At 63.6% G+C, this 22,009-nt stretch carries 16 protein-coding genes and 1 tRNA gene; 9 read left to right on the forward strand and 8 right to left on the reverse strand.

Translation table 11 applies throughout. The features are described from left to right. Positions 1 to 61: 61 nt before the first annotated feature. From IM701_RS12640 to IM701_RS12650, 3 genes are all read right to left on the reverse strand, one after another. Positions 62 to 1,369 (reverse strand): ATP-binding protein, encoded by a 1,308-nt coding sequence (locus IM701_RS12640; RefSeq protein ID WP_193827131.1) that lies wholly within the window; start codon positions 1,367 to 1,369, stop codon positions 62 to 64. After that, on the reverse strand, positions 1,369 to 2,091 hold the full coding sequence (locus IM701_RS12645; RefSeq protein ID WP_039331775.1) for a response regulator transcription factor: 723 nt from the start codon (positions 2,089 to 2,091) through the stop codon (positions 1,369 to 1,371). The genes IM701_RS12640 and IM701_RS12645 overlap by 1 nt, the downstream gene beginning before the upstream one ends. Before the next feature lie 223 nt (positions 2,092 to 2,314). Further along, positions 2,315 to 2,680, reverse strand: a complete 366-nt coding sequence (locus tag IM701_RS12650) for a DOPA 4,5-dioxygenase family protein (RefSeq protein WP_230487697.1) — start codon at positions 2,678 to 2,680, stop codon at positions 2,315 to 2,317. A 160-nt stretch (positions 2,681 to 2,840) separates the two neighbouring features. Between IM701_RS12650 and acs the strand changes: the two genes are divergently transcribed. Further along, on the forward strand, positions 2,841 to 4,790 hold the full coding sequence (gene acs / locus IM701_RS12655) for an acetate--CoA ligase (protein WP_193827132.1): 1,950 nt from the start codon (positions 2,841 to 2,843) through the stop codon (positions 4,788 to 4,790). 39 nt (positions 4,791 to 4,829) lie between these two features. Here acs and IM701_RS12660 read toward each other — a convergent pair whose 3' ends face one another. From IM701_RS12660 to IM701_RS12670, 3 genes are read right to left on the reverse strand one after another with little or no spacing between them, the layout of a single operon-like run. Beyond that, on the reverse strand, positions 4,830 to 5,123 hold the full coding sequence (locus tag IM701_RS12660; protein WP_039331771.1) for a polyhydroxyalkanoic acid system family protein: 294 nt from the start codon (positions 5,121 to 5,123) through the stop codon (positions 4,830 to 4,832). Next, a complete protein-coding gene (locus IM701_RS12665; protein WP_039331770.1) occupies positions 5,123 to 5,878 on the reverse strand; it encodes a hypothetical protein in 756 nt (251 codons plus the stop codon). Before IM701_RS12665 ends, IM701_RS12660 begins: the two co-directional genes overlap by 1 nt. Positions 5,879 to 5,885: 7 nt before the next feature. Then, positions 5,886 to 7,097 (reverse strand): toxic anion resistance protein, encoded by a 1,212-nt coding sequence (locus IM701_RS12670; protein WP_039331967.1) that lies wholly within the window; start codon positions 7,095 to 7,097, stop codon positions 5,886 to 5,888. A 162-nt stretch (positions 7,098 to 7,259) separates the two neighbouring features. Between IM701_RS12670 and IM701_RS12675 the strand changes: the two genes are divergently transcribed. The 5 genes from IM701_RS12675 (at position 7,260) to IM701_RS12695 (ending at position 12,427) form a co-directional block, all read left to right on the forward strand. After that, a complete protein-coding gene (locus IM701_RS12675) occupies positions 7,260 to 7,970 on the forward strand; it encodes an SDR family NAD(P)-dependent oxidoreductase (protein WP_370584364.1) in 711 nt (236 codons plus the stop codon). A gap of 231 nt (positions 7,971 to 8,201) precedes the next feature. Continuing rightward, positions 8,202 to 9,272, forward strand: a complete 1,071-nt coding sequence (locus IM701_RS12680) for a glycosyltransferase family 39 protein (protein WP_193827134.1) — start codon at positions 8,202 to 8,204, stop codon at positions 9,270 to 9,272. Continuing rightward, entirely contained in the window at positions 9,184 to 9,483 is a 300-nt protein-coding gene (locus IM701_RS21915; protein WP_230487861.1) for an HAD family hydrolase, read from the forward strand. Before IM701_RS12680 ends, IM701_RS21915 begins: the two co-directional genes overlap by 89 nt. After that, positions 9,476 to 10,453 carry an NAD(P)-dependent oxidoreductase gene (locus IM701_RS12690; RefSeq protein ID WP_193827135.1) on the forward strand — a complete coding sequence of 326 codons (978 nt, stop codon included), beginning with the start codon at positions 9,476 to 9,478 and terminating at the stop codon, positions 10,451 to 10,453. The genes IM701_RS21915 and IM701_RS12690 overlap by 8 nt, the downstream gene beginning before the upstream one ends. An 18-nt stretch (positions 10,454 to 10,471) precedes the next feature. Continuing rightward, the gene (locus tag IM701_RS12695) at positions 10,472 to 12,427 is read left to right on the forward strand and encodes a DUF2332 family protein (RefSeq protein WP_193827136.1); all 1,956 of its coding nucleotides are present in this window, start codon (positions 10,472 to 10,474) and stop codon (positions 12,425 to 12,427) included. A 255-nt stretch (positions 12,428 to 12,682) separates the two neighbouring features. Here IM701_RS12695 and IM701_RS12700 read toward each other — a convergent pair whose 3' ends face one another. Both IM701_RS12700 and IM701_RS12705 read right to left on the reverse strand, forming a co-directional pair. Next, complete coding sequence (locus IM701_RS12700) at positions 12,683 to 17,725, reverse strand: HAMP domain-containing protein (RefSeq protein ID WP_230487698.1); 5,043 nt, start codon at positions 17,723 to 17,725, stop codon at positions 12,683 to 12,685. 308 nt (positions 17,726 to 18,033) lie between these two features. After that, positions 18,034 to 18,107, reverse strand: a tRNA-Gly gene (locus tag IM701_RS12705). 317 nt (positions 18,108 to 18,424) lie between these two features. On the opposite strand from IM701_RS12705, the gene peaA reads away from it, so the two are divergent. The 3 genes from peaA to qhpC are packed head-to-tail and all read left to right on the forward strand — an operon-like array spanning position 18,425 to position 22,007. Then, positions 18,425 to 20,233 (forward strand): quinohemoprotein amine dehydrogenase subunit alpha, encoded by a 1,809-nt coding sequence (peaA, locus tag IM701_RS12710; protein WP_193827137.1) that lies wholly within the window; start codon positions 18,425 to 18,427, stop codon positions 20,231 to 20,233. Next, entirely contained in the window at positions 20,230 to 21,684 is a 1,455-nt protein-coding gene (peaB, locus tag IM701_RS12715; RefSeq protein WP_193827138.1) for a quinohemoprotein amine dehydrogenase maturation protein, read from the forward strand. Before peaA ends, peaB begins: the two co-directional genes overlap by 4 nt. Next, positions 21,681 to 22,007, forward strand: a complete 327-nt coding sequence (gene qhpC, locus IM701_RS12720; protein WP_039331741.1) for a quinohemoprotein amine dehydrogenase subunit gamma — start codon at positions 21,681 to 21,683, stop codon at positions 22,005 to 22,007. Before peaB ends, qhpC begins: the two co-directional genes overlap by 4 nt. Positions 22,008 to 22,009 lie beyond the last annotated feature (2 nt).

Consider the following 22,009-nt stretch of genomic DNA (forward strand, 5'->3'; position numbering starts at 1 on the left):
AAAGTATGTGTCGCATCTTTCCGTAACGGCGCGGGCGTGTAACGAACTGTTTCGGAACGCTTCAATTCGTCGCCAACGGGAAACAGACCGTGACGCAGAGCCCTCCCGTGGGCCGGTTGCGCAATTGCAAGGTGCCATTGTCCAGCTGGATTGCTCGGCGCACGATGGCGAGGCCAAGGCCCATTCCCGGTGTGTCGCGGGCACGCGCCGTGTCCAGACGGACGAACGGTTGCAGAACATCCTCGATCCGCTCGGCCGGAATGCCGGGGCCATCGTCATCGAACTGTAGCTCGGCCGCCCCGTCAACGCGCCGTACGGTAACCCGCACGTTGCCAGCGTAATGGATTGCATTCTCGATCAGATTGGAAAGAGCACGTCGCACCGAGACGGGACGCGCCATGATCTCGAGGCTTTCAAGCCCGTGAAAGGTGGCATCCGCGCCATTGTCGGCCGCCGTGTCCACCAGAGTCTGCGCCATGACGGCAACGTCAATACGCTCTGCCGGCAAGCGACTCCCACCGGATTCGACGAAGGCCTGCAGCGATTCGAGCATGTGTCGCATCTCGCCAAGGTCAGCGCTCATGCCCTCGCGCGTTTCCTCATCAAGATCGAGGCTTTCGACGCGCAGTTGCATGCGCGAGAGCGGCGTGCGCAGATCATGTCCTATCGCCAGCATGGACTGCGTGCGATTGGTCATGGATTCATAGACGCGCTGCTGCATCTCATTGAAGGCATGGATCAGGTCGCGGACTTCCGCCGTGCCCTGTTCGGAAAGAAGTTGCGGCGGCCCCGAACCAACCGTTTTCGACGCCCGGACCAGCGTCCGCAACGGCGCCAGCGTGGCCCGAAACAGGACCCAGGCCAGCAGCACGAGCGCCAGGGTCGGCATCATCAACGTGAGGATGCGCCCGGCATTGAGTGTCCAGGCATCGCTGGCATAGGTCTGAAACTGAACGACGCTGCGGTCAGGCAAGACCAGTGAACCTGAGACATTGCCAGCGACGGCGACCGGCTTGAGATGCAACTGCAAATCGGCACGGCCGAGTTCGGGTGCGTCTTCTATGATCTGTTCGCGCAGGCGTGAAAGCTGGATGGAACCGCTCGGACGCTTGCCTGACGGCTGCCAGTCGAGCGCGAACCGGGCCGAACTGAGATCCCTGGCAACCTGCTGGCGTTCGGTGACCGGCGCTCGCTCGATCGCACGCGTGGCGATGATGAGGTTTTCGGCAACGCGCGCAGCATCATCCTCGCGCAGCGCGAATTGGCTGGCACGATCGAACAACAGGGTATTGGCCGCAAAATCGACCAACGCGACAAGCAGCAGGATTGCCAGCAGCCGCTCGGGCAGGCCAAAGCGGCGCGACAGCATCAGGCGCGCTGCACTTCGGCCTTGAACATGTAGCCGACACCGCGAACCGTCACGATCGGGGCATTGCCTCCGGCCGCGGAGAGCTTGCGCCGCAGGCGACTGACCAGCACGTCGACGCTGCGATCCGAACTGTCACCCAGACGGGTTCGCGAGAGTTCGATCAGGCGTTCGCGCCCCAGCACGCGCTGTGGCTGCCCGATGAACGTGGCCAGCAGATCGAATTCGGCCCCCGTCAGGTCAACCATCGCGCCGCTGGGCGAATGCAGTTCGCGCCGGGCCATCGATACGGACCAGCCGTCAAAATGGATGTCGCCGCTCCGGCTGCCCGTATCGCCAGCGGTATCGGTGACGGCGTTGGCCCCGCGACGCAGCACCGCGCCGATCCGGGCCACCAGTTCGCGCGTGCTGAAGGGCTTGGGCAGATAATCGTCTGCGCCGAGTTCAAGCCCGAGGACGCGATCCTCCTCGCTGCCGCGAGCGGAGACGAAGATGATGGGCACGTCGCTTTGCTTGCGCAGGCGGCGGAACAGCTCGATCCCGCTCGTTCCCGGCAACATGATGTCAAGCACGACCAGGTCGGCCGGCTCGCTTTCCAGCGCGACCCACATTTCTGCGCCAGTGGCAGCAGTGCGGACATTGTAGCCGTTTTCCCGCAGGGCACGCGCGGTCAGCGTCCGCAGCGGCCCGTCGTCTTCCACAAGTACGATTGATGGAGATTGCATAAAGCTCCGGCGCGGTTGCAGCAACACGGTGCACGATAGCAGTGACGCCCGTGGTGCCAAGGTTGAAGAACAGGCACTATGGTGACGTTTGCTGGGGAAAACCGGCGGTTTGGCGCCCTGTTTGCGCCTGCCCGATCCGTTCGCCCCCGCAGACCGACAAGTCCTCTAGCTGAAGGCACCGTTTTGCGCATAACGGGCGGAAATGCGACAAAATATTGCTGATTTACATTTTTGACTGATTTGATCCGAATTGAGCAAGGTTCAGGGCCTCGCTATCGCCCAACCACATGACATGGCGTGTGTGATCGTCCAGATCGTTGCCGCTGTTGCCGTGGCAGAAGATCGTGAAGTGCCCACGATTTTCCATCATCCAGGCGATGGCCGCGCCGATTCGGTCCGCCGGGATCGTCATCTGGCAAGAGCCTCGCGGATGCGGGCCAACCGGACGAGCATGCACGCGCCCCATTGCGACGCCAAGTTCGTCGCGCATTCTCATGCACAGCGCGCCAGCTTCCTCCGTCTCCGAAGGGTCGAAATAGACATGCGCGTGATAATCGGAAAAACAAGCCATGGCCAAGCCTTGCGCCACACCGGGCGCAATCGCAACATCCTGCCGCGTGACGGGGCCTGCCGGGCCTTGCCCGCTCGGCGGGATCGACCATATCTACGACTATTGTCTAAAAGCCCGGCGGGGCCTCAGGCGGTAAACCGCCAGGCAAGATCGAAGAAGCCAGAGGAGAGAGTTGATCATGGGCAAGGCAGTCTATCCGGTTCCCGCGCAATGGGCCGAGAACGCCCTTGTCGATGAAACGGGCTACTTCGAGATGTACCGCCAGTCGGTGGAAGATCCCGAAACCTTCTGGGCCGAACACGGCAAGCGGCTCGACTGGATCAAGCCCTTTACCAAGGTGAAGAACACTTCCTATCACGAAGCCGATTTCGGCATCCGCTGGTTCGAGGACGGCACCCTCAACCTCTCGGCCAACTGCCTTGACCGCCACCTGGCAGAGCGCGGCGAACAGATCGCCGTCCTGTGGGAGCCGGACAGCCCTGCCACGCCCCACCGCGAGATCACTTACCGCGAGCTGCACGAACAGGTCTGCCGCTTTGCCAACCTGCTCAAGGCGCAAGGGGTGAAGCGCGGGGAGCGAGTCACGATCTACCTGCCGATGGTGCCCGAAGCCGCCGTCGCCATGCTTGCCTGCGCCCGCATCGGCGCGATCCACTCGATCGTCTTTGCAGGTTTCAGCCCGGATGCCCTTGCCGGTCGCATCATCGACTGCGACAGCCGCATCGTCCTGACGTCTGACGAAGGCCTGCGCGGCGGCAAGAAGGTCCCGCTCAAGGCCAACGTCGACGAAGCGCTCAAGCAGTGTCCGGGCGTCGACAGTGTCATCGTGCTGCGACACACCGGTGCCGACGTGCCGATGGTTGAAGGCCGCGACGTTGATTGGGCCACCGGCGTTTCGGCGCAAAGCGCGGACTGCGCGCCCGAGGAAATGAATGCGGAAGACCCGCTGTTCATCCTCTACACTTCAGGCTCCACCGGCAAGCCCAAGGGCGTGCTGCATACCACCGGCGGCTACTCGGTCTGGGCCTCGATGACCCACCAGTACGTGTTCGATTACCGTCCCGGCCAGATCTACTGGTGCGCGGCCGACATCGGCTGGGTCACCGGCCACTCCTATGTCGTCTACGGACCGCTCGCCAACGGCGCGACCACCGTGATGTTCGAAGGCGTGCCGAACTTCCCCGATCCCAGCCGCTTCTGGCAGGTGGTCGACAAGTTCAAGGTCGAGATCTTCTATGGGGCTCCCACTGCCCTGCGCGCCCTGATGCGCGAAGGCGATGACTGGGTGAAGCAGACCAGCCGCGCCTCGCTGCGCCTGCTGGGCTCGGTGGGTGAGCCGATCAATCCCGAGGCCTGGGAATGGTATCACAAGGTCGTGGGCGACAGCCGCTGCCCGATCGTCGACACGTGGTGGCAGACCGAAACCGGCGCGGCGATGATCACCCCGCTGCCGGGCGCCACGCCGCTCAAGCCCGGCTCGGCCAGCCGCCCGTTCTTCGGCGTGAAGCCCGCCCTTGTCGACAATGAGGGCAACTTCCTCGAAGGTGCGACCGACGGCTGCCTGGTCATCACCGACTCATGGCCCGGCCAGATGCGCACCGTGTGGGGTGATCACGAGCGCTTCTTCCAGACCTATTTCAGCACCTTCAAGGGCCTCTATTTCACCGGTGACGGCTGTCGGCGCGACGAGGACGGATACTACTGGATCACCGGCCGTATCGACGACGTGATCAACGTCTCGGGCCATCGCATGGGCACCGCCGAGATCGAAAGCGCGCTGGTTGCCCACGCCAAGGTTGCCGAAGCGGCGGTCGTCGGCATGCCGCACGGCATCAAGGGCCAGGGCATCTACGCCTTCGTCACCTGCAATGCCGAGGTCGAGCCGGACGAGGCGCTGCGCAAGGAACTGATCCAGTGGGTGCGCCACGAAATCGGCCCGATCGCCACGCCCGACGTGATCCAGTTCGCCCCCGGCCTGCCCAAGACCCGCTCGGGCAAGATCATGCGCCGCATTCTGCGCAAGATCGGCGAGAACGACATGTCGAACCTTGGCGATACCTCGACGCTGGCCGATCCCAGCGTGGTCGACAACCTCGTCGCCAACCGCCCGCAACTGGAAAAGGCCTGATCTGGAGAGGGCGCGGCCTTCAGGGCTGCGCCCCTGGCTTCACGTCAGCAGCTTGCCGCTCTTCTCGCGGATCACGCCTTCGATCATGCGCTTGGCAAAGCCTAGGCTGGCGGGAATATCCACCTCGACCACAAGCTCCTTCTCGGCCAGTTCCACTCCGCAATCGAGCGTGTAGCCCATCGCGCTGACGGTCATCACCATGTGGTCGTCATCGGTGAAGGCGGTGCTAACGGTCGCCATGCCATCGGCCTTGGCCGCCGCCTGCGCAGCCTTCTCGCGCAGGCGGCGGCGCGCTTCGTCACGGTCGAGCGAGTGGGGAATGGCGATACGCATCAGTAGACCTTCGGAGCTTCAAGCTGTGGCGCGGCCTCTAGACCTTCCCCATAGCGATAGTCCAGATAGCGTCCGCGCACGGCCAGCGCATCGAGATCGCCCGCCGCCAGCTGCCGCGTGATCTCGTCGATTTCCTTGCTGATCTTGGCAAGACCATCGGCCAGCTGCTGATCGGCATTGCGCCCGCCGCGCTCCTCGCGCCGCAGGTGCTGCGGAATCTTGCGGTAGCTTTCGACCATGCCCGGCAGATGCTCGCCCACCAGCTTGCGCACTTCGACTGCGGCAGGTTCGGCCGGATCGATGCCTTCCAGCTGCAGCCCCAGCCCATCGAGCTGCACGCCGATCTGGTCCACCAACTGCACCGCAGGCGCAGGCAGCGCCGGACGCTGGGCCTCAAGCCACAGTTCGGTCCGCCCGACCATCGTGCGAACATCGCCGGTGTTCAGCGCTGAAAGATCAGGGACCTTCATCTTCGGATATTTCGCGAAGAATGCCAGCGCAGCAATGATCGCCAGGCCCAGCACCATCACCCCGGTAACGCCGATGCCATCGAGGATCATCCCCGCCACCATCGCACCCACCAGCAGCACGCCGACCGACATCGCCATGCGCGCGGCCTTCTTGCCGAAGTGCTGGCGCTTCAGTTCGGCCGAACGCTTGCCGATGCTGCGTCGCCCCCCTGCCTGCTGGCGCACCAGCGAGGAGCGCGCTTCGGCAAGGATACGGTCGCTGTCATGTGCCGAGGAATTGGCCATGCGCTGCTCAGCCCTCCAGCGTCAGCAGCGGCGAGGTTTCCGGGCCGGCCAGCTTGGCCTGCGCCGCACCTTCCGCCCGCGCGATGTAGCCCTTCGACTTCTCGACCTCGCCCGAAAGCGTGTCGACGGTCTGCTTCATCGCGTCCAGCGCCTTGAGCTTGAAGGTATCGATGGTGTCCATCGTGTCGTAGATGTTCTGGAAGGCGCGCTGCAGCGTCTCCAGCGGGATCGTGCTCGACGCGGCCATCTCGTGGATCTTGCCGGTCTGCTCGCGCAGCAACTTGCCGGTGGAATCGATCATGTTCGCCGTCGTGGTGTTGAGCGCGGTGATCTGCTGCAGCACCAGCCGCTGGTTGGTCATCGCCTGCGCCACGGTCACTGCCGTGCGCAGCGCCGCCACCGTCGTGGTACTCGCGCGGTCCACGCCCTTGACCAGTTCGACATTGTTCTTCTTGACCAGATCGAGCGCGAGATAGCCCTGCACCGTCACCGCCATCTGCGTCAGCAGGTCCTGCGTGCGCTGGCGGGTATAGAACAGCGCGCTTTCGCGGATTGCCTTGGCCTTGGCCGGATCGGTATGGTCGAGGTCGGCGGCAGCCTCCTCAAGCTTGGCGTCGAGCGTCCTGGAGATGTGGATCATCTGCTCAAGATTGCCCATCGCTTCCCACAGCTTCTGGCGCTCGACGTCGATACCGGCGTTGTCCATCAGCAGCTCATCCTTGCCCGAGGCCAGGCGTTCGAGGATGGCCTTGATGTGCCCCTGCGCCGAGGTGTAGCCGTCGAAATACTTCTTCAGGCTGTTGCCGAAGGGGATGATCCCCAGGAACTTGCGGCCTGAAGACAGGTTGCCCTGCCGGCCGGGATCGAGGTCCTCGATCGTCCGGCGCAGCGCGGCAAGGTCGGCGCCGACGCCTGTATCCTTGTCCATCGCACGGATCGGCCGGTCGAGAAACCGGTTCGACATGCCCGCTGCCTGCGAAATCTCCTTGCGGCCCATGTTGGTAAGCTGGTCGACCTTCTTGCCGAATTCCGGGCTCTGCGCGTCGACCGAGATGAGGTCAGCCACGAAGGCATCGACCTTGGCCTCCAGCTTGGACCGGTTCTCGTCCGACACCGGCACCAGTCCTGCCGCCTGCGCGGGCGCGACCACCGGCACCGGATCGGGCGGAGTCAGGCTGATCGGGGTCATCGTCGCGGTTTCGGTCGGTGTGGAAGCCATCGTGCTGGGACTTTCGGAATTGAACGCGTTCAACGGTATCTTTGGCAACATGGTATGTCGCGCGGCTGCGCGCAAGCTGTCTTATACTCGCAACACAGCACCATGCCTTGGGTCATATCGACGGAGCGTTGCCACAGGTCCATCAACGGCGTGATGACCATGATGAAACGTTGCGCCGTATTCGGCGCGAGCGGCGGCATCGGCTCCGCCCTGACCGCCCTCCTCGCCGCGCGTGAAGACGTGCAAGCAGTCCACGCCCTGTCGCGCAGCGGCGGCGCGGGCCATGGCAAGGTCGTGGCCCACCGCTTCGACCTGCTCGACGAAAGCTCGATCTCTGTGGCCTGTGAAGCGATCGGCACGCCGCTCGACCTTGTGATCGTGGCGACCGGCCGTCTGGTTCGCGAAACCGGCGAAGGCCCCGAAAAGTCATGGCGCGCACTCGATGCCGGCACGATGGCCGAGCTCTACGCCATCAATACCATCGGTCCTGCCCTAATCGCACGTCACACCCTGCCCCTGCTGCCCAGGGACCGGCCTGCCGTGTTTGCCGCGATCTCCGCCCGGGTCGGCTCGATCAGCGACAATCGCCTCGGCGGCTGGCATTCGTACCGTTCTTCCAAAGCAGCGCTGAACATGCTCGTCAGGAACCTGGCGATCGAGCTCGCCCGCACGCACCCTCACGCCGTGGCCGTCACGCTGCATCCCGGCACGGTTGACACGCCCCTGTCCCGCCCGTTCCAGCGCGGTGTTCCTGCAGGGAAGCTGTTCACACCTGAGCGGTCGGCGCGGCATCTGCTCGACGTGATCGACGGCCTGACGATAGCCCAATCCGGCAGGTTGATGGCCTGGGATGGCGCGGAGATCCCGTTCTGACGGTCGGGTCGCCGCTCGGCTTATCGAAAGTGAATCCAAAATGGAGCGGCCCGACGCGGACTATTGCGACGACAGGCTCTAGGGTGCCTTGAAGCTCGCTGTCATTCCCCGCCGTGTTCTCTTTGCGAAGAGTGGTCGGCAGTAACGCGGGCACGGACAGGGACCAACTGATAACATGCCGCACCCGGACTCCACGCTTGCGGCACCGCATACGGCTGATCAGACCTGCGAATGACCAGTATCAGGTTGAAGATCATTGTGGTGGCCGTTCTGTTTGTGGCAGCAGCCTTGCGCCTGCAGCACATCGATTTCGGCCTGCCTGCACTCAATGATCCTGACGAACTGATGTTCGAGATGGGTGCCATCCGCATACTGCGCACCGGCACGCTCAATCCCGGATGGTTCGGCCATCCCGCCACAACGACCATGTACGTTCTCGCGCTGGTAGACCTGATCGTGTTCGCAGCGGGCTACGTCAGCGGCCACTTCGCATCGCCCACAGCCTTTGCCGACGCGGTCTTTGCCGATCCGACATTGGTGATCCTGCCGGGACGCATAGTCATGGCCGCGTTCGGAGTGCTCAGCGTCTGGCTGACCATGCGCCTCGCCGACGAACTTCTCGATCGAAAGGTAGCACTGGGCGCGGGATTGGTCCTTGCGGTCAGCCCCTTGGCAGTGACCTGGGCGCAAGTCATCAGATCAGACATAATGGCGACAAGCTTTCTGCTTGCCTGCCTGATCGCCACGGCACGCCATGCGCGCGAGCCCTCGAACAGCCGCTTCGTATGGGCGGCGGTCTGGCTGGCCCTGGCCGTCGCCACCAAGTGGCCGTTTGCACTGGGTGCCTTGCCGATGATCGCGGTCCTGCTGAATCGATGGAGCAAAGGTGAGGCTTCCTTTCGCGAGAGCCTCGCAAGGGTCGCGGCGTTCGGCGCGCTGACTCTCGCACTGCTGCTGCTGATCTCCCCCTACCTTGTGCTGGATCACGAAACGCTGTGGCGGAACCTGCAGGGCGAGGCACAGGCCCATCATCTCGGCGCAACCGGTGGCTCTCCTTGGCAGAATCTGGTGTGGTACGGGCAGGGTCCGGTCTTGAACGGCCTCGGCCTGTCGGGAAGCCTGCTCGCAATCTGGGGATTGTGGTCGATCGCGCGGCATGGGTTTCACGTTGGCAATCTGCTCGAACAAGCCGCAACAGCTTGTCGACAAGGTTCTGGCGGACACCGACCTCGCGCACCTGTTCTCTTCGGTTGTAGGCGGGCGCCAGGGTGTTCCGGCGAAACCTGCACCCGATCTGCTTGAAGCAGTCCTTGAAGCGCTGCAGGTGGGGCCGCGCGATTGCCTGTTCATTGGCGACAGCGAGATCGATCACGCTGTCGCCGACCGCCTCGGCATGCCGTTCATGTTCCTCACCCACGGCTACGCCAAGGCAGACTACATCCCCAACCCCGACCGCAGCTTTGACGGATTCAGAGATCTTGCCGGCACCATTCTGGCAGGCGCCCATGCTTGATCCAGTCGTTGCAGAGGCTCTGCGCAAGGATGGGCATCGCATCGTCATCACCGGTGCGGGCGGATGGATCGGCCTTGCCCTGCTCGACCTGTTGAGCGTCGCGCTTGGCCCAGAGGTTGTCCGGGAACGCGTCCGCGCTTTCGGATCGAGCGCCAGAGATTTGGTGCTGGCCGATGGCAGCACTCTGCCGCAAGCCGCGCTTTCTTCCATCACCGACCTTCCCCATGCGCCGACGTGGGTATTTCACACCGCCTTCCTGACCAAGGATCGTGCTGTGGCAATGGACGAACGTGACTACGCCGCATCCAATCGCGCCATCACCGGACAGGTGCTTGCCGCACTGGACGCAATTGGCACCACGGGCCTGTTCGTCGCCTCGTCCGGTGCCGCCGCAAAAGTCGTAGCCGGCAGCGCCCAAGGTGCGCTCAAACTATATGGGCAGCTCAAGCTCGAAGAGGAGGAGCGCTTTGCCGCGTGGGCACACGAACGCCAGGCCACGGCCGCCATCGTGCGCATCTATGCTTTGCTTGGCCCCCGCATCAACAAGCCCGAAGCCTATGCCATTGCCAGCTTCATTCTCGATGCGCTGGCCGGCAGGCCCGTTGCAGTGCGCAGCCCCCGTCAGGTGGTCCGAGCCTATGCCAGCTTGCGCGAATTGCTGAGCCTCGTCCTGGCGATGATGCTGCGCGATGAAGGCGTCTCATGTTTCGACAGCGGTGGAGAGCCGATGGAGCTGGGGGACATCGCCCGGCTCGTCGCCAGCTTGGTTCCGGGGTGCGGAGTTGACCGCGCGGCGATCATTGCACCCGATGCCGACATCTATCACGGCGATGACGCCAGCTACGACGCCCTCCTCAGGTCGCACGGGATTGCCCGCGTGCCGCTGATCGAGGGCATCCGAGAAACGATGGACTGGCTCGGACAGTCGCACACCAAAACCCTTGCTCCCGGCGTTCCGGCTCCAGCCTGATCAAGAAAAGAAAGCGTCATGCCCATCAGCCCCCCTCCCGGTCGCCCCATGCTTTTCGCGCGGGGCATTATTCCCGCAATCGCGGGGAGCCTGCTGGCCATTGCTGCGCCCGTGTACGCACAACAGGAATCGCAACAGAATTCCCAGCAGAGCGGGCAGCGCGATGATGACGAGAGCGAAACCGCCACGACATCGACCCAGTTCACGCCGCTCGACATCACACAAACCACGAGAAGCAGCAGCGAGCGCGACGTCACTGCCGAAGGCTCGTCCGGGTCCGGCACCGACAAGATAAACCGTGCCACTTCCAGCAACGACGCCAAGCGGCCCGAACCGAAGCTGAGCGAATTCGAACAGTTCCTCGCGAGCATGGCCGGTCGGAAGGTCTCCCGCTTCGGCGCAGACCTTTTGGTGCCCAGCGCCACCGACTACTCCGTGCCCTCGGCTCTCGTCATTCCGCCCGATTATCCCATCGGCGTGGGCGATGTCATCGCGATCAACCTGACCGGGTCCGTCGTCGGCAGCGCCGAATTCTCGGTGGACGCCAATGGACGCATCTTTCTCCCGAATATTGGCGAGGTCAGCCTCATCGGGGTCCGTTATCGCGATCTCAAGCGGCACGTCTCACAGGCCATTGGCGCCCAATATCGCGGCTATGACGTGTCCGTCAGCATCAAGAAGCTCCACGGCATCCGGGTGTTCGTGACCGGTTTCGCGCAGCAGCCCGGCGTTTACACGGTGAACTCGCTGTCTACCCTGCTCGGCGCCCTGATCGCTGCCGGTGGCCCCAACGCGGGTGGCAGCCTGCGCAGCGTCAAGCTCTACCGCAATGGGCAGGAAGTGCAGGATTTCGATCTCTACGACATCCTGCGCAAGGGCGATCGCTCGCGCGATCCGATCCTACGCAACGAAGACGTGCTGTTCGTTCCCCCGGTGGGCAAGCAAGTCGCCGTGATCGGCAGCGCCAACGAGGAAGCGATTTACGAACTGCGCGGGCAGGAAACGCTTGAGGATCTTCTCGCCTACGCCGGCGGCCCCAACCAGCTTGCCGATCCCGATCGCGTCATCCTCTACCGTTTGGCAGACCGCGATAGTATCGGCAGCCGCGAGTTGCCCCGCGCCCAGCTTGCCCTCTCCCCGGCCGAAGGCGGCGACGTGCTGCAGATACTCGCCAAGGGCAGCCTTGCCCGCCCGATCGAGAAGCAGTCCGTGCTTGTGCGGCTTGAAGGCGAAGTCCAGCGCCCCGGCAACTACTTCGTCGCCCCCGGCACATCGGTCGGCGAAGTCGTTCGTCTTGCCGGGGGCTTCACGAGCCGGGCATTCGTCTACGGAACGGTGTTCAAGCGCGCGCACTTCCGACGCGACGACCGCGAAGCCCTTGACCCTGCCAGTGCTGTATCCATTGCGCCACGCTGGATCGGCCCGTCGCCCAAAGGCGAACGGATCGATCTGGCCAGCGCAAAGGGCGTGGACCTGAACCCCCTCGACGTGCGCCGTGACGCCGACAGTGAGCGGCTTCACGCCTATATCTGGCCTGGCGAGCAAGTGCGATCGGAGCGCCTGCGGGCAGCTATCGCGATCGCCCGGGTCCATCCCCCACAGGTCGACAGGGGCCGTGCCGGCGAATGGCTTGTCCGCGAACTTGCCGCGCAGCAGCCGCAGGGTGAGCGGCGCGTCATATTCCATTCGATGGTCACCCAGTTCCTTCCTGAAAGCGACCGCAGAATGATCGACTGGGCAATGGCCGAGGCAGGTCGAGCAGCAAGTCCGGCGGCACCACTCGTGCGGGTTGGCCTCGAATGGAATCCGGGTCGAACCGCCGTTGAAGTCACGGTAACGCAGTGGAGCGGGCTCCCGGAATCAGGACACCCGGTCGTCTTCGCCGAATGCCATCCTTACGCCGAATGGTTCTCGTGGATCGGCCCGGAAGGGAGGGAGGTCGCAGCCCAACTCCAAAACGGTGTCGCTGCGTAGCGCACCTTGGGCGGTAACGAATATGGTGGCACTGCGCGAGCACGTCCGCGTTCGGTGAAAGCGCAGGGTCCATCAGGCCACCGTTGGCTCTGCCCCCCAAGGTCCCACGGGAGAACGCCATATAGCCGGACCACCCCGTCTCCCTGGCGCATATCTTTATCTGACAAGGCCGGAAAGTTGGCTTGACCGACGAACCTGGTCAAAGCGGTCACGCTGGAGCGGTGAAGGGAGTCCCAAAGTCCATAAGTACATGACTTAGTTTCTCCAATGTCTCGCGTCAGCCACCTGCACGTCATGGGCCTCAAGAACACTGGTGAGCGAGTAGATGTTCCGGATATCGTCATCGACGATAAGGACTTTGCTTCCTCCCAGCGCCTGCATTTCGGAAAGCTTGGGCTTCCTGGCCCGCCCCGGCGCAGCGGCCGGCTTGGGCTCGTCCCCGGACAAGTTCGCAATCCGATAAAACAGCGCCTCCAGTTCGTCGTGGCTGGCAGGTTTCTCTATGACCCCTGCCGCCCCGAGGTTGAGAGCATGCGCCGCCTGCTGCGCTCCGGAAATCACGAACACGGGAATGCCGGAAGTGTCCGGCTCGTGTCGCAGCAGGTCGAGCAGGACGAAACCGTCGATGTCGGACAATCCAAGGTCCAGCGTGATCGCACTCGGACGGAGCTTGCGCACCATTCCGATCGTCCCGGAACCAGCCGAGGAAATGACGCCCTTCAGGCCGGCATGGTGCGCCAGTTCCAGCAGGACCGTGGCAAACGTCGGATCATCCTCGACGATGAGGACGAACGGATTGCCGTTGAGCTGCTCGCGATCGTCCGGCGGAGCATAGTTCACGACCGGATCGCGCTCTGGCGATGCCGCTGCCAGCAGGGCCTGCGAAGTCGCCACGGCGTTTAGCGGTACGTAAAGGGTGAATGTCGAGCCCTGCCCGGGAACCGAGCGCACCTGAAGCTCGCCGCCAAGGAGCCGTGCGATTTCACGGCTGATCGACAGGCCGAGGCCCGTCCCGCCATACTTGCGGCTCGTCGTTCCGTCTGCCTGCTGGAACGCCTCGAAAATCAGCTTCTGCTTGTCCTCGGGAATGCCGATCCCGGTGTCGCTGACCGCGATCTCCAGCGCCGCATCGAGTTCGCCGAGCACCGGGTGGCTGGGGCTCCACCCCTCCCGCGCCTTGCGGACGGAAAGTGTCACGCCTCCGGCGGCGGTGAACTTGAAGGCGTTCGACAGCAGGTTCAGGACAATCTGCTGGAGACGCTGTTCGTCGGTCTGGATCGATTCCGGGAGGGTTTCGTCAAACCTGACATCGAACGACAGGCCCTTCTCGGACGCGAGCTGGCGGAATGTGCGCTCCATGTGCTGCTTGAGCGCGACCATCGGCATGTCGCTCATCTCGATCGAGACCGTGCCGGATTCGATCTTCGAGAGGTCGAGGATGTCGTTGATCAGGTTCAGAAGGTCGGTCCCCGCACCGTGGATCGTCCGGGCAAACTCGGTCTGCTTTTCGTTGAGGTTGCCCTGCTGGTTGTCGGCGAGAAGCTTGGACAGGATCAGCAGCGAGTTGAGCGGCGTGCGCAGCTCGTGGCTCATGTTGGCAAGGAACTCGGACTTGTACTTCGAAGTCAGCGCAAGCTGCTCTGCCTTCTCTTCCACGGCGCGACGCGCCATCTCGATCTCGAAGTTCTTGGCCTCGACCTGCCGCTTCTCGTTCTCGAGGAGCTGGGCCTTCTCCTGCAGTTCCTCGTTGGTGGCGTGGAGTTCTTCCTGCTTGCGCGTCAGTTCGGTCTGCCGCGCCTGCAGTTCCTGGGTCAGCAACTGCGACTGCTCGAGCAATCCTTCGGTCCGCATGGTCGCGGCGATCGTGTTAAGAACGATACCGACGGTTTCCATCAGCTGCGCAAGGAAGCTGTGGTGGGTTTCGTTGAACTCCTCGAACGAGGCGAGCTCGATAACCGCCTTCACCTCATCCTCGAACAGGGCGGGCAGGATATTGATATTGGCCGGTGCTGCCGTGCCGAGGCCGGAGCCGATGCGGATGAAGTCACCGGGGACCTTGGACAGCCGGATTGGCCGCTTGTCCGCCGCCGCCTGGCCGATCAGGCCTTCGCGCAGCCCGAAGCGGTGGCGCAGCTCGCCGTGGTTCTCGGCGCCATAGCTGGCGACGAGGTCGAGCCGGATGTCCTCGTCCTCGCGGCTCGTGACGTAAAAAACGCCGTACTGCGCGTTCACCAGCGGGGCCAGTTCGGACATGATCAGGTTCGAAATCGTCGCAAGATCCCTTTCACCCTGCAGCATGCGCGAAAAGCGGGCCAGGTTGGTCTTCAGCCAGTCCTGCTCGGCATTCTTGAGCGTCTGATCCTTGAGGTTGAGGATCATTTCGTTGATGTTGTCCTTCAGCGCGGCCATCTCGCCCGAAGCCTCGACCGCGATCGAACGGGTAAGGTCGCCCTTGGTCACCGCGGTTGCCACCTCGGCGATCGAGCGCACCTGATTGGTCAGGTTCGTGGCCATCGCATTCACGTTGTCGGTCAGGTCGCGCCACAGGCCAGCTGCACCCGGCACACGCGCCTGTCCACCAAGCCGCCCTTCGACCCCGACTTCGCGGGCCATGTTGGTAACCTGATCGCCGAACGTCGAAAGCGTCTCGATCATCCCGTTGATCGTCTCGGCCAGAGCGGCGATCTCACCCTTCGCGTCGAAGGTCAGCTTGCGCTTGAGGTTGCCTTGCGCAACCGCGGTAACGACGTCGGCAATGCCGCGAACCTGGTTGGTCAGGTTGGTGGCCATCAGGTTCACGTTGTCGGTCAGGTCTTTCCAGGTGCCGCCCACGCCCGGCACTTGCGCCTGGCCGCCAAGCTTCCCCTCGGTCCCCACTTCGCGCGCCACGCGGGTCACTTCCGAAGCAAAGCCGTTGAGCTGATCGACCATCGTGTTGATGGTGTTCTTGAGCGCGAGGATCTCACCCTTCACGTCCACCGTAATCTTCTTGGACAGGTCGCCCTTGGCGACAGCAGTGGTCACGTCGGCGATGTTGCGAACCTGGCCGGTCAGGTTGTCGGCCATCAGGTTCACGTTGTCGGTCAGGTCCTTCCATGTCCCTGCCACGCCGCGCACATGGGCCTGTCCGCCAAGCTTGCCCTCGGTGCCCACCTCGCGCGCCACGCGGGTCACTTCCGAGGCGAAGGAGTTGAGCTGGTCGACCATCGTGTTGATGGTGTTCTTCAGCTCGAGAATCTCGCCCTTCACGTCGACCGTGATCTTCTTGGACAAGTCGCCAAGGGCCACGGCCGTAGTCACTTCAGCGATATTGCGCACCTGCCCGGTCAGGTTGGCGGCCATGGCGTTGACGTTGTCGGTCAGGTCCTTCCACGTTCCGCCCACACCCTCGACCTGGGCCTGGCCGCCAAGCCGACCTTCGGTGCCCACTTCGCGCGCCACGCGCGTCACTTCGGAGGCGAAGGAGTTGAGCTGGTCGACCATCGTATTGATGGTGTTCTTCAGCTCGAGGATCTCGCCCTTCACGTCCACCGTGATCTTCTTGGACAAGTCTCCCCTGGCGACAGCCGTCGTCACCTCGGCAATGTTGCGCACCTGGCCGGTAAGATTGCCGGCCATGGCATTGACGTTGTCGGTCAGGTCCTTCCACGTTCCGCCGACGCCGGGCACCCGCGCCTGTCCGCCCAGCCGGCCTTCGGTGCCCACCTCACGCGCCACGCGGGTCACTTCAGACGCAAATCCGTTAAGCTGGTCGACCATCACGTTGATCGTGTTCTTCAGCTCGAGGATCTCGCCACGCACCTCGACGGTGATTTTCTTCGAAAGGTCTCCCTTGGCGACGGCCGTCGTCACCTCGGCAATGTTGCGGACCTGGCCCGTCAGATTGTCCGCCATGAGGTTGACGTTGTCGGTCAGGTCCTTCCACGTCCCCGCGACACCCGGCACCTGCGCCTGTCCGCCCAGCTTGCCGTCGGTGCCGACCTCGCGCGCCACGCGCGTCACTTCCGAGGCAAATCCGTTAAGCTGGTCCACCATCACGTTGATGGTGTTCTTGAGCTCGAGGATCTCGCCCTTCACATCGACCGTGATCTTCTTGGAAAGGTCTCCGGAAGCCACCGCAGTGGTGACCTCGGCGATGTTGCGAACCTGGCCCGTTAGGTTGTCCGCCATGAGGTTGACGTTGTCGGTCAGGTCCTTCCACGTCCCCGCGACACCGGGCACCTGCGCCTGTCCGCCCAGCTTGCCTTCGGTGCCGACTTCGCGCGCCACGCGGGTCACTTCCGACGCGAATCCGTTGAGCTGATCGACCATCACGTTGATGGTGTTCTTGAGCTCGAGGATTTCACCCTTCACATCGACCGTAATCTTCTTGGAAAGATCCCCCGACGCCACAGCCGTCGTCACTTCGGCGATGTTGCGGACCTGTCCGGTCAGGTTTGCGGCCATCAGGTTGACGTTGTCGGTCAGGTCCTTCCACGTTCCCGCGACACCGGGCACCTGCGCCTGTCCGCCCAGCTTGCCTTCGGTGCCGACCTCGCGCGCCACGCGGGTCACTTCCGAGGCAAAACCGTTGAGCTGATCAACCATCGTATTGATGGTGTTCTTCAGTTCGAGGATCTCGCCCTTCACGTCGACGGTGATCTTCTTGGACAGATTGCCCAGCGCCACGGCGGTCGTCACTTCGGCGATGTTGCGGACCTGCCCGGTCAGGTTTGCGGCCATCAGGTTCACGTTGTCGGTGAGGTCCTTCCACGTACCGGCGACGCCCTTGACGTTGGCCTGTCCGCCGAGCTTGCCTTCGGTACCGACCTCGCGCGCCACGCGCGTCACTTCCGAGGCGAAGCTGGCCAACTGCTCCACCATGGTGTTGACCACTTTGCCGATGCGCAGGAACTCGCCCCGCAGGGCGCGGCCTTCGATCTCCACGGCCATCGACTGGGACAGGTCACCCTTGGCAACGGCGCCGATCACGCGGGCCACCTCGGTCGTCGGCTGCACCATGTCATCGATGAGTTCGTTGATCGCGCTCAGGGTAATGTCCCAGTCGCCCACCGCGCCCGGCACGGCGGCGCGATGGCCGATCTTGCCTTCCTTGCCGACGACGCGGGAAAGGCGCTGGAACTCTTCCGTCATGCGCCGGTTTATGCCGACGACCTCGTTGAACAGCGCGGCAATCTCGGTATCGGCGCTGTCTTCGGGCAGCGAGGCACTGAAATCGCCGTTTCGCAGCTTGCGCAAGGCGGTGAGCAGCTCGCGTCTACCGATTTCAAACTCACCCTTGGCCGCCGGTCTGTTCATGTGCCCTCCGAACAGAGGCGTTCAGCGCGCCCCTTCCGGTCGCAAACGCACAAGAATCACTCAAGTTCCAGTGGGTTCCGAGAAGCCAGGATTCTTCGAGCTGGCTTGGGGATGAGCCGAGACGGCTCGCACATGGGGCACTCTTCCCGGTTTGAAGCTTGCAGCCTAATCGAATTGCCACATCAGTCGAACGTGAACCTTGCCGAAGCACTTCGGTGAAACAATGCCGGCACCCACATCTCGAACGGCGCCTTTTGCGTTTCCGGCGATCGTGTCCAGACGCTCACGGCATTCGGCGGATGGGAAGTTGGAGCGGGTGAAGGGAATCGAACCCTCGTATTCAGCTTGGGAAGCTGCTGCTCTACCATTGAGCTACACCCGCGCGGCCGCAAAGGCTGCTTGATCCGGGGCTGCCGGATGCGCTGCCTCTGGCATGATCGAGGGCTCGTCGTCAACCTTGCGCCTGCACTTGGCCGCATTTGCACGACGCGGCTGCCGACATGCCGCTGAACAATGTGCGCGATCAGCGTATGGATCCTGGCCGGGCCATGCGCGAAGATCATCCGATAGAGCGCCAAAACCTTTTCGCACCCGCAAAAACAAAGGCGTTGACGAACTTTTGACGTCTGTCCAGTCTTTGCCCTGACACCGCGTCCGACTCGTTCCCGGACACGGCCTGCCAAGGGGGAAATCGCGACCATGACTTTGGCCGAAACTGCTGCCCGTGATCTTGCCACGGATGTTAGCCAGACCGGGGCGAAACGCCCGCACCGTCGGCATCTTCTCCAATTCCTAGCCCTGACCGCGCTCCCCGCATCGATCGTCCTGGCACAGTCGGCCAAGGAGCTGCCGCGCGATCCTTCGAACCCGGTGGAGACCGAGGCCGGCATCGCGATCAAGGACCCGCTGGTCGTCGAAAAGTGCGGCACCTGCCATACCGCAGATGCGAAAGGGAACCTCTCGCGCATCTCCTGGGTGCGCACCACCCCGGAGGGCTGGGCGCAGGTGATCCGCCGCATGGCCTCGCTCAACGGCCTGTCGATCACCCCGGCCGAGGCCAAGGCGGTGATCCGCTCGCTTTCCGCCAGCAACGGTCTCTCGCCCGAGGAAGCCAGGCCGGTTTCCTACCTGCCCGAACACCGCATCGTGGTCGAGAGCAACATTCCCAACGAGACGATCCGCCAGTCCTGCGCGGCCTGCCACGCCTTCGCCCAGCCACTGTTGTGGCGGCGTTCGAAGGCGGAATGGGGCCTGCTGCGCAATCTTCACGTCGCGATGTATTCGCAAGCTGATGCGCAGTTCCGCAAGCCGGTCGAGGACCCGACACAGCCCGTCCCCGCCAACGGCGCGCCCAAGCCGCTCCCGGTCGAGGTCGCGCTCGATTACATGAACAAGACCGCGCCGCTGATGACGCCCGAATGGACGAAGTGGCAGGCGCGGCAATCGTCCGCGAAGCTCGGCGGCAAGTGGCTGGTAAACGCCTTCCTGCCCGGCAAGGGCCTCTACGTCGGCGAGATGATGCTGACGCCGGCCGGCACCGACGACGATTACACCACCGCCATCACCCTGAAGTCACTGGCCGATGGCTCCACCCTTACTCGCAGCGGCAAGGGCCTCGTCTACACCGGCTATTCGTGGCGGGGCACGTCATCAAGCGGCCCGGCCGGCGCGCGTCCGGATGCACCGCAGGACCACGAAACGCGTGAGGCGATGCAGTTCTCGCCCGACCGCAAGAGCGCGGAAGGCCGCTGGTTCTGGGGCGACTACACCGAGTTCGGCTTCAACGTGAAGCTGAGCCGCGCCGCCGCCGAACCGACTGTCGTTGCGACCTGGCCCTATGCCCTCAAGGCCGGAGCCAGGGGCGCAACGCTCAAGCTGATTGGCGATGCCTTCCCTGCAGGCCTAAAGCCTTCGGACCTCGACCTCGGCAAGGGCGTGACGGTGACCAAGGTTGTCTCCAACAGCCCGACCGAGGCGGTGCTCACGGTCGATGTCGCCCCCGATGCCACCATCGGCGCGCATGACGTCGGCATTGGCGGCTCGATTCTTGCGGCGGGCCTGCCGGTCTACAAGCGGGTGGACTACATCAAGGTCACGCCCGAAACCGCCATTGCCCGCCTCGGCTGCAGCGAGAAGCACGCGCCCGGTTACCAGCAGTTCGACGCGCTTGGCTATGACGCGGGCCTCGACGGCAAGCCCTATACCGCGGATGACGTCTCGCTGGGCCCGATCGACGTGACCTGGTCAATGGAGGAGCTGCCGACCGTCTATTACGACGACGACGTCAACTACGTCGGCAAGCTCAGCCCGACCGCACTGTTCACGCCTGCCATCGACGGGCCGAACCCTGAACGCAAGTGGGGCCGCAACAACTATGGCGAGGTCTGGGTCGTCGCCACGGCCAAGACCGAAAAGGACGCATTGGGCAAGCCGCTCAAGGGCAAGGCGTTCATGGTCGTGTCAGTGCCCGCCTACAAGCGCTGGGATCAGCCGGAGGTGGCCAAGTGACCACGATCCTCGCTCCAAAGTATCGCCGCGGCGATATCCACCTGTTCGAGGCCGATGGCGCAGGTTTCGTCTACCTTGCCTCTGCTGGCGCAATCTTCGCGCTTGATGAAGGCGCTGCCAGCGTCATGGCGATCCTTGGCGAACGCCAGATGGCCTATGGCGAGATGGTCGCCGGGCTGGTCGAAAAGGGCTATTCGCGCGCCGATGCCGAAGACCTGATCCGCGAACTGCGCGCGGTGCGGGGCATAGTCTCGGACGAGATCCGCGAAGCCCCGCTCGCCCCCGCGGCACCCCCTGAGGACTACCCGCTCCAGGCGCTGGTGCTCAACGTCACCAACCAGTGCAACCTTGCCTGCACCTATTGCTACGAGTTCGGCGCGGACAAGATCGCCACGCCCGCAGGCAAGCCCAAGTACATGACGCTGGAGACGGCGAAGACCTCGGTCGACTTCCTGCTTAAGAGTTCGGGCGAGCGGGAAGTGCCGCACATCACCTTCTTCGGCGGCGAGACTTTGATGAACTTCAAGCTGCTGCGCGACGTGGTGCTCTATGCCAACGAAGCGGCAGCGGCGATGGCCAAGCGCATGACCTACAGCCTGACGACCAACGCCACGCTCCTGACCGACGAGATCATCCAGTTCCTCTCGGACCAGGCGATCGGCGTCACCGTCTCGATGGACGGCCCGCCTGACCTGCAGGACCGCCACCGCGTCTACAAGAACGGCAAGGGCTCCTATGCGGTGATGGAACCGCGCCTCAGGAAGCTCATCGCCGGGCACAAGACCCGCGCCATCACCGCCCGCGTCACGCTGACCGAAGGCGTGACCGACGTGATCCGCATCTACCGTCACCTCAAGGATGACCTGGGCTTCCACGAAGTCGGCTTCGCGCCGGTGACGGACTCCGGCGCACAGGCCTACACGCTTGATGACGAGGGCATGGACACGGTCGTCGCCGCGTTCCACGAACTCGCCGCCGAGTGGCTCGCCTATGCTCTGCGCGGGGAAATGCACGGCTTCTCGAATGTGTCGGAAACGATCAGCGAGCTGATCCAGGGCACCAACAAGTCGCACCCCTGCGGCGCTGGTCTCGGGCTGGTGGGAGTGGGCCCTTCGGGCGACCTTTCACCCTGCCATCGCTTCACCGATGCCGATACCCACGTACTCGGCCACGTGACCACCGGCCTCGACAAGGAAAAGCGCACCGACTTCCTGACGCGCGGGCACGTTGGCGCGAAGTATGAATGTTCGTCGTGCTGGGCCCGCCCGCTCTGCGCCGGCGGCTGCCATCACGAGGCCTTCGTCCGCTACGGCGATACCGGCCACGCCAACCTGCACTACTGCGACTGGATCCGCGAATGGACCGAGGCCTGCCTCAAGATCTACGGCACCGTCGCCCAGCGTAACCCTGAATTTCTTGAACGCTTTGCTGCACGAAAGGGCTTGTCATGAAGCACCTGAAACCCCTCAACAAGAAGGCACTGCGGATCGAGGAAACGATCGCCTCGACCGAAGAGGACGTCGTCGCGCTCCAGCAGAAGCCGATGCACACGCCAATGGGCTGCTCGATCTCGTTCTCGCCCGGCTGGGAGGTCGATGCGGGCGGCGGCACGGCAGGCCTGTGCCAGCCGGCCGAGCGCGACATCTACGACTGCTACGTCACCTGCTTCTGGCCGGTGCAGGTCCCAGATCACGTCAACTACTCGCCCGACTGGGCCAGCAATTGCGCGACCGCGGCCAAGGACTGGCGCAGCCTCGACATCATCTTCCCCTGAGC

The sequence above is a fragment of the Novosphingobium sp. ES2-1 genome (assembly GCF_015169775.1).
GTDB classification, from domain to species: Bacteria; Pseudomonadota; Alphaproteobacteria; order Sphingomonadales; family Sphingomonadaceae; genus Novosphingobium; species Novosphingobium subterraneum.